Below are 8,925 nucleotides of genomic sequence, written 5' to 3' on the forward strand. Positions count from 1 at the left end.
AGCATGCACACGGCTCCGGGGAAGGGCCCCGGACGGGTGTGGTTTCCAGAGGTTGGGGGTCCGTATGGTCGCGGGTCGTGTGGTGCGTTTCGACAGTACGCGGGGCTACGGGTTCATCGCCCCGGACGACGGCGGCGAGGACATCTTCCTGCACGTGAACGACCTGCTCATTCCCGAGGAGTACGTGCGCTCCGGTCTGGTCGTGGAGTTCGAGGTGGAGAACGGTGAGCGGGGGCTGAAGGCGTCCGGCATCCGGCTCCCCGAGGGCGCCGAGCGGCCCAAGGCCGCGCGGCGCCACCAGGAGGCCGCTCGCCGGGCCCCGATGTCCGACGAGAACGGCCACCCGATGTGCGATGTGCTGAGTTCCGACGAGTACCGGCGTGACGTGACGGAGCTGCTGCTGACCTCGAGTCCGCAGCTGACCGCGGAACAGATCCTCACCATCCGCGGCGCGTTGGTGAAGTTCAGCGAGGGCCACGGCTGGGTCGAGGACTGAGGTCGGCGCTCCCCCGCGTGTTCGGACCGTGCTGTCCTTCGGGTGGCGGACCTGCCCCGCATCGTCCGCCCTCGGCGATTCGGCCAGTCTCCCCGCTCCGCGCACCTGTTGTCCGGACCGGGTCCGTGCATCCGCCATGCACTGCCGGTCGCCGTATTCCGGGGTTCCCACAGCGACCGAAACACACGTGTTCGATACCCCGGTCCGGTCGTTGAGCTTCATGACCAGGCTCGAACGACCGTCAAGGGGGACCCATTGACCGCGACCGACGCGAACGGACGGCAGACCGCCACAGCTCCTCCCCCACCACCGCCGCAGCCTGCGGAGATCACCTACAGCGGCAGGTACTCCGTCAATCCGCTGGCCGAGGTCTCGTTCCGGCGGATGTGCGCACAGATCCCGGCCGTCCTCGGCCGGATCGCCCGCCTGTCGTGGCGGACCGACCGACGGGCCGTGCAGCTGCTGCTCGGCTCCCAGGTGGTCACCGGCGTCTCGGCCGCCGTGCTGCTGACCGCCACCGCCCGCGCCATGGAACCCGTGCTCGGCGACGGCTCCGCCGGTGAGCGGCTGCACGGAGCCGTTCCGGCGCTCCTGGTGGTCGCGCTGGCTGCCGCACTGGGCCGCGGTGCGGCGGCGGTGGCCACGTACGCCGAGCGGCGGATCACTCCGAGGCTGACGACGGAGACGGACAGCGCTCTGGTCGAGGCGGTGTGCCGGGTGGAGGCGTCCGCGTACGCGCAGGAGGGCTTCTCGGACCGGCACGAGGCGGCGGAGATGGGGGTGATCAGGACCCAGGTGATGGTCACCGACGCCCAGCGGTTCCTGTCCGCGCTGATCCGGATGGTCACGGCCGGCGGCGTGCTGTCGGCGCTCAATCCGCTGATGCTGCCGCTGCTCCTGCTCGCCGTGCTGCCGGCCGGTGTGGGTGCGGTCCTGACCGCCCGGGTCGACTACGAGGTCCACTACGCCAACATCGCCGACCGCAACGTACGCGGCATGATGCGCTGGTGGGCGACGACGTCGAAGTACGGCGACGAGGTCCGCGCCAACTCGATGACGGACTACCTCGTCCACTGGTACCGGACGCTGTCCGACCGCTGCGACCGGCGCACGCTGGCGGCCGCGCCGCGCACCCTGCGGATCGCGGTGCTGTCCGCGGCGGCCGGGGGCGTCTTCCTCGTGGCGACCTGGGGAGCCCTGGCCTGGCTGGCGGTCTCGGGCCGGATCGGGCTCGCGGTCGCGGCCACGGCCGTCGTCGCCGTGCAGACCACGCTCGCCGCACTCTCCCAGGTCGTCGTCAACGGCGCCGCGGTCTTCCACACCAGCCTCTACCTGAGCGACATGCAGGCCTTCCTGGACGACGCCGCGGCCCGCGTCCCGAAACGCGGGTCCGGCAGGCACGAGGCGCCGACCGAGCGGATCCGGCTCGAGGAGGTCGTCTACCAGTACCCGGGCAAGGACAAGCCCGCCGTCGACGGCGTCTCCCTGACCCTGGAGCGCGGCCAGATCCTCGCCGTGGTCGGGGCGAACGGCTCGGGCAAGTCCACGCTGACCCGCCTGCTCACCGGCATCTACCTTCCGGACAAGGGCCGGGTCACCTGGAACGGCGCCGACCTCGCGGAGCTGGACCCGGCCGGCGTGTGGGCGCAGGTCGGTCTGGTGCCGCAGATCTTCGCCCAGTGGCCCATGCCGGTCCGCGAGAACGTGACCCTCGGCCAGCCCCGTACCCACGACGACGACCCGGTGTGGGAGGCCGTCGACGCGGTCGGCCTGCGCGAGACCGTCGAAGGCCTTCCCTCGGGCCTGGACACCCTGCTCTCCCGTGACGTCTTCGGAGGCACCGAGCTCTCCGGCGGCCAGTGGCAGCGAGTGGCGTGCTCGAGGGCCCTGTACCGCCGCCCGGGTCTGCTGATCCTGGACGAGCCGACCTCGCAGATGGATCCGCGCGGCGAGCATCAGATCTTCGAGCGGATCAAGGCCGTCGCCGCCGAGCGCATCACCATCGTGGTGACCCACCGCCTGGAGAACACGAGGATCGCCGATCACATCGTCGTCATGGAGCACGGGCGGATCACCGAGCAGGGCCGTTACGAGGACCTCGTCCATGCGGGTGGGACCTTCGCCGAGCTCCTCGAGCTCTCCCAGGACCGCTGACCGGGGGCGGCGGAGGCCGGGTCAGCCTCCGTGAACGGTGAGCCGGTAGCCCTCGGGGCCGGTGAAGGTGAACGTCGGCCCGAAGGGGCTGTCCCGCACCGGCCCCGCGACCTCGACACCGGCGGCGACGAGCCGTGCGTGCAGCTCGGGGGCGTCGTCGGTGCGCAGCCACAGCGCCACGCCCAGGCCCGGGACGCAGTCGCCGGTCAGATCGGTGCCCGGGAGCGGCTCTCGGACGGCGAAGGGGATCGGGCTGGTGGCGAAGACCACCGCGCCGGGCGGAGAGGCGGGGGCGGGGCGCAGGCCGAGGTGCTCCTCGAAGAAGGCAGCGGCGGCGGGTACGTCCGTGACCTGCAGGGCGATGAAGTCGGGACCCTCGACGGCAGCAGTCATCGTTTCCTCCGGAGACGTTGATCTCATGAATGTCAGGACTTTGACATGGAAGAACTTAGGCGAGCGCCGACCGGCATGTCAAAATGCTGACATGGAGAATCCGACGCCCGTCCCCCCGCCGCACGCCGCCAAGGACGTCACCGAGCACGTGGGGTACCGCCTCAAGCGCGCCTCGGCCGCCCTGCGCAACGCCATGGACAGGGCACTGCGCGAGCACGGGCTGACCGTTCCGCAGTACTCCTGCCTGGAACTCCTCGACGAGCAGCCGGGCCTGTCCAATGCCGACCTCGCGCGCGGCACCTTCGTCACCCGGCAGTCGGCCAACGTCGTCCTGCGCGGCCTCAAGGACGCCGGTCTGATCACGCGGCCGGCCACCGCCGCACAGGGCCGCGCCCTGCCCGTGCACCTCACGTCGGCCGGCAGGGAACGCCTGCACCTCGCCCGTCGGGCGGTCTACTCGATCGAGGTACGCATGATCGGCGGTGTCCCCGCCGACCGTCTCCCGGCTCTGCTGTCCGACCTCGACGCCATGACGGAGGCGCTCGACGGCTGACCGGGCGGCCGGGAGTGCACCCGGCGGATGCGAGAGCCGCGTCGCGGCAGGGACACGACGGTTACTCGATCAGCGCGTCCGCGGCGATGATCACCAGGCCGATCAGCATGTCGAGGACGCCCGCGCGGCAGGAGGCGAGGCGGCCGAGACCCGCGGTGCGAGCCGCCGAGAAGCCCAGGCAGAAGAGGGAGACGGTGTTGCACAGCAGGGCCGTGTCGGCGGCGGTCTCCTCCGCCCACCACCCGGCCGACGAGGCGAGCAGCATCGCCACGGTCGGCAGCACGGCAACGGTCAGCGGCCACTCGGCGAGCACCGCGCGCAGCCGGCTCGGCCCGGCCGTGCCGTCGCCGGACGCACGCTGGGCGATGACGTGCGCATACCCGTGGGCGGCGCCCGACGTGAGCGCGGTGAGCAGGACCCACAGCGCGTCCTGACCGGGGTTGGCCTCCTCCCCCGGCACGTCCAGCGCGGCCACCAGGGCGCTCGCCAGCACCAGGCCGTAGATGCCCTTGAAAAGCCACCGTTCGGGGCGGCTCCGCAGGATTCCCCTCGGTGTGCCGCTCCCGGCGGGGGCCGGACCGGCGTGTTCGTGCATTCAGGCGAGCCAGTCGGTGTACCGGGTGGGGGCCAGGTGGGCCTCCTTGTCGGTGAGGACGTCGCCCTTGACCGCGGCGAACATGCCGGCGGTCGGATCGGTCACGACCGTACGCCCGTCGCCCTTGCGGGAGAGGGTCAGGCGGCCCAGTTCGTCCAGCGGGAACACGTCCGGGCCGCCGATGTTGCGGATGCCGTTCAGCGGGGCGCCCACGGCGACGTCCGCGACCGCGGCCGCCACGTCCTTGGCCGCGATCGGCTGGATCGGTGTCACGGGCAGCCGGACGGAGTCGCCGTCCGCGGTCCAGGACATCGCGGCCTCCATGAACTCCATGAACTGGGTGGCGCGCACGATCGAGTACGGGACGGGGCCGCGCCGCAGGAGCTCCTCCTGAAGCAGCTTCGCGCGGTAGTAGTCCAGCTCCGGCACCCGGTCCACGCCGACGATCGAGAGGATGACGAAGTGCTCCGTCCCGGCCTGCCGCGCCGCCGCCAGGAGATTGTCCATCGAAGCCTGGAAGAAGGCCGGCGAGGCGTCGTCGAAGGTCGGGGAGTTCGTCAGGTTGACCACGACTTCGGCCCCCTGGACCGCCCGGTCCACTCCCTCACCGGCGACGACGTCGACACCCGTGGACAGCGAGTGGGGCACCGCCCGGTGTCCGGCCGCGTTCAGGTTCTCGACGACCTGCGAGCCGATCAGTCCCGTACCGCCGATGACCGCGATCTTCATTCCGCGCCTCTCTTCCTTCCGGAGCCGGGTGGCTCAGGAACCACTGTGTCGGCGTGGGAAGAGGACGGCGCTCTGGGACGCACCGAAGGGATGAGCGTCCTCAGCCGGCGCAGTCCGGACAGACGCCGCGGTACGTCACCTCGACCTCGGAGACGGTGAAGCCGAAGGACTGGGACGGCGGCAGGTCCGCGAGAAGGTCGCCCGTCGGCCGCACGTCGCGCATCGAACCGCAGCGTGAGCAGAGCAGGTGATGGTGGGGGCGGTGCGCGTTCGGGTCGTAGCGCTTGGCGCGGCCGTCGGTCGACACCTCGAGGACCTCGCCCCGGTGGACCAGTTCGCGCAGGGTGTTGTAGACCGTCGCCCGGGAGATCTCGGGCAGTCGCCGCGCGGCGCGGGCGTGCACCTCGTCGGCGGTCAGGTGCACGTGGTCCCCGTCGAGGACCTCGGCGACGACGCGGCGCTGCGCTGTCAGGCGCCAGCCGCGTTCGCGGAGCCTCTCCAGGAGATCACTCATGCGAGCACCCTAGCAGGGAACGGCGCCAACTCAAGAGCGGATATCGCTCTGGATGGCGCCTTGCTTTAGATCCTGTCCAAGGTAGGGTGTGTCCATGGACGCGCGGGGCGGCTCGCCCCGGACTGCCGGCCGGCCGGGACCGTCCGGCCTTTGCGCGCCGTGCGAAGAACCACACCGAGGAGCAAGCCTTGCCTGAGAACAACCAGAAGCCGCTGACCACGGTTGCCGGTGCACCGGTTCCCGACAACCAGAACTCCCTGACGTCGGGGCCGCGCGGACCGATGCTGCTGCAGGACGTGTGGTTCCTGGAGAAGCTCGCCCACTTCGACCGCGAGGTCATTCCGGAGCGCCGGATGCACGCCAAGGGCTCGGGCGCGTTCGGCACCTTCACGGTGACGCACGACATCACGCGCTACACCAGCGCGAAGATCTTCTCCGAGATCGGCAAGAAGACCGAGCTGTTCGCCCGGTTCTCCACGGTCGCCGGTGAGCGCGGCGCCGCCGACGCGGAGCGCGACATCCGCGGCTTCGCCGTGAAGTTCTACACCGAAGAGGGCAACTGGGACCTCGTCGGCAACAACACCCCCGTCTTCTTCTTCCGCGACCCGCTGAAGTTCCCGGACCTCAACCACGCGGTGAAGCGCGACCCGCGCACCAACATGCGCAGCGCCGAGAACAACTGGGACTTCTGGACCAACCTCCCCGAGGCGCTGCACCAGATCACGATCGTCATGTCCGAGCGCGGCATCCCGGCCTCGTACCGGCACATGCACGGCTTCGGCTCGCACACGTACAGCCTGATCAACGCCGAGGGCGAGCGGTTCTGGGTCAAGTTCCACCACCGCACCCAGCAGGGCATCAAGAACCTCACCGACGCCGAGGCCGAGGCCCTCGTCGGCAAGGACCGCGAGTCCCACCAGGGTGACCTCTTCGGCGCGATCGAGGACGGCGACTTCCCGAAGTGGAAGCTGTTCATCCAGGTCATGCCGGAGGCCGACGCGGAGAACTACCGCTTCCACCCCTTCGACCTCACCAAGGTCTGGTCGAAGAAGGACTACCCGCTGATCGAGGTCGGCGAGTGGGAGCTCAACCGCAACCCCGACAACTACTTCGCGGACGTCGAGCAGGCCGCGTTCAGCCCGGCCAACGTGGTCCCGGGCATCAGCTTCTCCCCCGACCGGATGCTGCAGGGCCGGCTGTTCTCCTACGGCGACGCCCAGCGCTACCGCCTCGGTGTCAACCACCACCAGATCCCGGTCAACGCCCCGAAGAACCCGGTGAACTCCTACCACCGCGACGGCGGCATGCGCGTCGACGGCAACCAGGGAGCCACCCCGGGCATCGAGCCCAACTCCTACGGGCGCTGGCAGGAGCAGCCGGCCTACCGCGACCCGGCCCAGGCCGTGGGTGCCGTCGCCGACCGGTTCAACTACCGCGAGGACGACGACAACTACTTCGAGCAGCCGGGCAACCTGTTCCGCCTGATGAGCCCCGAGCAGCAGCAGGTGCTCTTCGAGAACACGGCGCGGGCCATCAACGGCGCCACCGAGGCGACCGTCGAGCGGCACATCGCCAACTGCACCCAGGCCGACCCGGCCTACGGTGAGGGCGTCCGCAAGGCGATCGAGGCCCTGGCCGCCGGCAACCTCTGACCGTCGGTCGGGAAGACGCGCGGTACACCGCTCCGTGCCGGCGCGGGCACCCCACGGGTGTCCGCGCCGGCACGGGCGCGTTACCGCCACGGAGACATCATGGACATGCACAACAGCGGTGGGCTGACCCCCGAGCAGACGGAGCGCGTCGTCGCCATCGCCATGGATCTGGCCCGGGAGGGCGACACCGGGCAACTGGTGGAGTTCGTGACCCACGGGCTGCCGGTGGACGTACGCGATCCGGCCGGCAACACCCTCCTCATGCTCGCCGCCTACCACGGTCACGCCGCCACCGTCGCGGCCCTGGTGCGGCACGGTGCCGACCCCGACCTGCGCAACGACAGGGACCAGTCCCCCATCGCCGGTGCCCTGTTCAAGGGTGCCGACGACGTGGTGGCCGTCCTGCGCGAGGCCGGCGCGGACCTGGACGCCGGTACGCCGACCGCACGGGCCGCCGCGGCCATGTTCGGCCGGGCCCACCTGCTCGCGGGCTGACCCGGGCCCGGGGACGGCACCGGTCCCGGCCTAGCCGCGCACATGCAGTCCGAAGCCGTGGCGGCCCGGGGCCTCCAGGCCCTGCTTCAGGCGCAGCGACGGCATCTCGTAGTCACCGAAGTTCTGGCGCCGGAAGGCGATGGGCTCGGTCGTCTCCAACGACAGCAGCCGCTCCCTCCAGGCCTTGGCGGCGTCGTCCCAGGCGCCCCGGGTGAGCCTGTCGGCGCCGTACAGCACGAACGGCGGCAGCACCTCCAGGCCGGGGTAGTACAGGATTCCGTGGTGGATCGGGAACAGCAGGTCCTCGATCGGGCCGTTGATCCCGCGATCGCTGTAGTGGGCCTCCGGGCCGCCGACGGTCACGGACAGGATCGCCCGCCGTCCCCGCAGCGTTCCCTCACCGAAACGTTCGCCGTACCGGGTCTCGTCGTGCACGCCGACGCCGTACGCGAAGCGATAGGTGAACACGCGGTCCACCCAGCCCTTGAGGATCGCCGGCATCGTGTACCACCACAGCGGGAACTGGAAGACCACCGTGTCGGCCCACAGCAGCTTGTCCTGCTCGGCCGCCACGTCGGGAGTGAGAGCGCCGGCCTCGTACGCCCGCCCCGAACTCGGCGCCACCCGCAGCGGGCTCGTGGCGTGCTCCCGGTAGTCCGCCGCGTCCACCACCGCCTTCCAGTCCATCGCGTACAGGTCGCTCACCCGCACCTCGTGTCCGGCGGCCTCGAGGGTGGACACGGCCAGGTCCTTCAGCGAACCGTTCAGGGAGCGCGGCTCGGGGTGGGCGTGGACGATCAGCGTCTTCATGGCTGTTCCCTTCGACGGATTCGTTCGCCTCCGATGCTCGGCCGGCGCGGCCGCGCTGTTCAGGGGCGCCCCTTCCGTCGGACGGGACTTCCTGGTACCGGCAGGACCACCCTCGTTCGCGGTGGCGGACCCATACTGGGGCCATGGACGATCTGGCGAGCTTCCTGCGCACCCGGCGCTCACGGGTCGACCCCTCCTCCGCCGGCATCCCCGTCGACAGCCGCCGCCGGGTCCAGGGACTGCGCCGCGAGGAGGTCGCGCACCTGTCCGGAGTCAGCGTCGACTACTACGTCCGCCTGGAGCAGGGCCGGGCCACGCAGCCCTCCGATCAGGTCCTCGACGCGCTCGCCCGCGTCCTGGGCCTCGACGAGACCGAACGCGGACACCTGGGCCGACTCGCGCGGCAGCCCCGCCGCCGCGCCAAGTCGCCCAGCGGGCGCCTGCGCCCGGAGTTGCTGCGCGTACTCGACCTGGTCAGCGACGCACCCGCCCTGATCATGGATCACCGGCTGGACGTGGCCGCCGGGAACCGGC

Annotated in this window: 11 protein-coding genes; 6 read left to right on the plus strand and 5 right to left on the minus strand. The window is 70.9% G+C overall.

The features are described 5' to 3' along the window. The first annotated feature begins 64 nt into the window (after window positions 1-64). Window positions 65-496, plus strand: a complete 432-nt coding sequence (locus Sco07f_RS39155) for a cold-shock protein (RefSeq protein WP_007387382.1) — start codon at window positions 65-67, stop codon at window positions 494-496. A 255-nt stretch (window positions 497-751) separates the two neighbouring features. Continuing rightward, window positions 752-2,650, plus strand: coding sequence for an ABC transporter ATP-binding protein (locus Sco07f_RS39165; RefSeq protein ID WP_167468355.1), 1,899 nt, complete (start codon window positions 752-754; stop codon window positions 2,648-2,650). Between the two features lie 21 nt (window positions 2,651-2,671). Here the strand turns inward: Sco07f_RS39165 and Sco07f_RS39170 are convergent, their stop codons facing one another. Next, the gene (locus Sco07f_RS39170) at window positions 2,672-3,043 is read right to left on the minus strand and encodes a VOC family protein (protein WP_007387400.1); all 372 of its coding nucleotides are present in this window, start codon (window positions 3,041-3,043) and stop codon (window positions 2,672-2,674) included. 91 nt (window positions 3,044-3,134) lie between these two features. On the opposite strand from Sco07f_RS39170, the gene Sco07f_RS39175 reads away from it, so the two are divergent. Further along, a complete protein-coding gene (locus Sco07f_RS39175; RefSeq protein ID WP_007387380.1) occupies window positions 3,135-3,596 on the plus strand; it encodes a MarR family winged helix-turn-helix transcriptional regulator in 462 nt (153 codons plus the stop codon). 61 nt (window positions 3,597-3,657) lie between these two features. Here Sco07f_RS39175 and Sco07f_RS39180 read toward each other — a convergent pair whose 3' ends face one another. The 3 genes from Sco07f_RS39180 to Sco07f_RS39190 form a co-directional block, all read right to left on the minus strand. Next, complete coding sequence (locus Sco07f_RS39180) at window positions 3,658-4,191, minus strand: hypothetical protein (RefSeq protein ID WP_108990748.1); 534 nt, start codon at window positions 4,189-4,191, stop codon at window positions 3,658-3,660. After that, window positions 4,192-4,920 (minus strand): SDR family oxidoreductase, encoded by a 729-nt coding sequence (locus tag Sco07f_RS39185; RefSeq protein WP_108990749.1) that lies wholly within the window; start codon window positions 4,918-4,920, stop codon window positions 4,192-4,194. 100 nt (window positions 4,921-5,020) lie between these two features. Continuing rightward, entirely contained in the window at window positions 5,021-5,434 is a 414-nt protein-coding gene (locus tag Sco07f_RS39190) for a Fur family transcriptional regulator (RefSeq protein ID WP_007387397.1), read from the minus strand. Between the two features lie 188 nt (window positions 5,435-5,622). On the opposite strand from Sco07f_RS39190, the gene Sco07f_RS39195 reads away from it, so the two are divergent. Together Sco07f_RS39195 and Sco07f_RS39200 are read left to right on the plus strand one after the other, a co-directional pair. Continuing rightward, the gene (locus Sco07f_RS39195) at window positions 5,623-7,086 is read left to right on the plus strand and encodes a catalase (RefSeq protein WP_007387379.1); all 1,464 of its coding nucleotides are present in this window, start codon (window positions 5,623-5,625) and stop codon (window positions 7,084-7,086) included. A 99-nt stretch (window positions 7,087-7,185) separates the two neighbouring features. After that, entirely contained in the window at window positions 7,186-7,581 is a 396-nt protein-coding gene (locus Sco07f_RS39200) for an ankyrin repeat domain-containing protein (protein ID WP_007387378.1), read from the plus strand. Between the two features lie 30 nt (window positions 7,582-7,611). Here the strand turns inward: Sco07f_RS39200 and Sco07f_RS39205 are convergent, their stop codons facing one another. Then, window positions 7,612-8,391 carry an NAD(P)H-dependent oxidoreductase gene (locus tag Sco07f_RS39205; protein WP_108990750.1) on the minus strand — a complete coding sequence of 260 codons (780 nt, stop codon included), beginning with the start codon at window positions 8,389-8,391 and terminating at the stop codon, window positions 7,612-7,614. Window positions 8,392-8,534: 143 nt separating this feature from the next. Here Sco07f_RS39205 and Sco07f_RS39210 point away from each other — a divergent pair. Next, on the plus strand, window positions 8,535-8,925 hold a 391-nt coding region (locus tag Sco07f_RS39210; RefSeq protein WP_159107058.1), incomplete at its 3' end, for a helix-turn-helix domain-containing protein.

The organism is Streptomyces coelicoflavus, assembly GCF_003112555.1.
GTDB lineage: Bacteria > Actinomycetota > Actinomycetes > Streptomycetales > Streptomycetaceae > Streptomyces > Streptomyces coelicoflavus.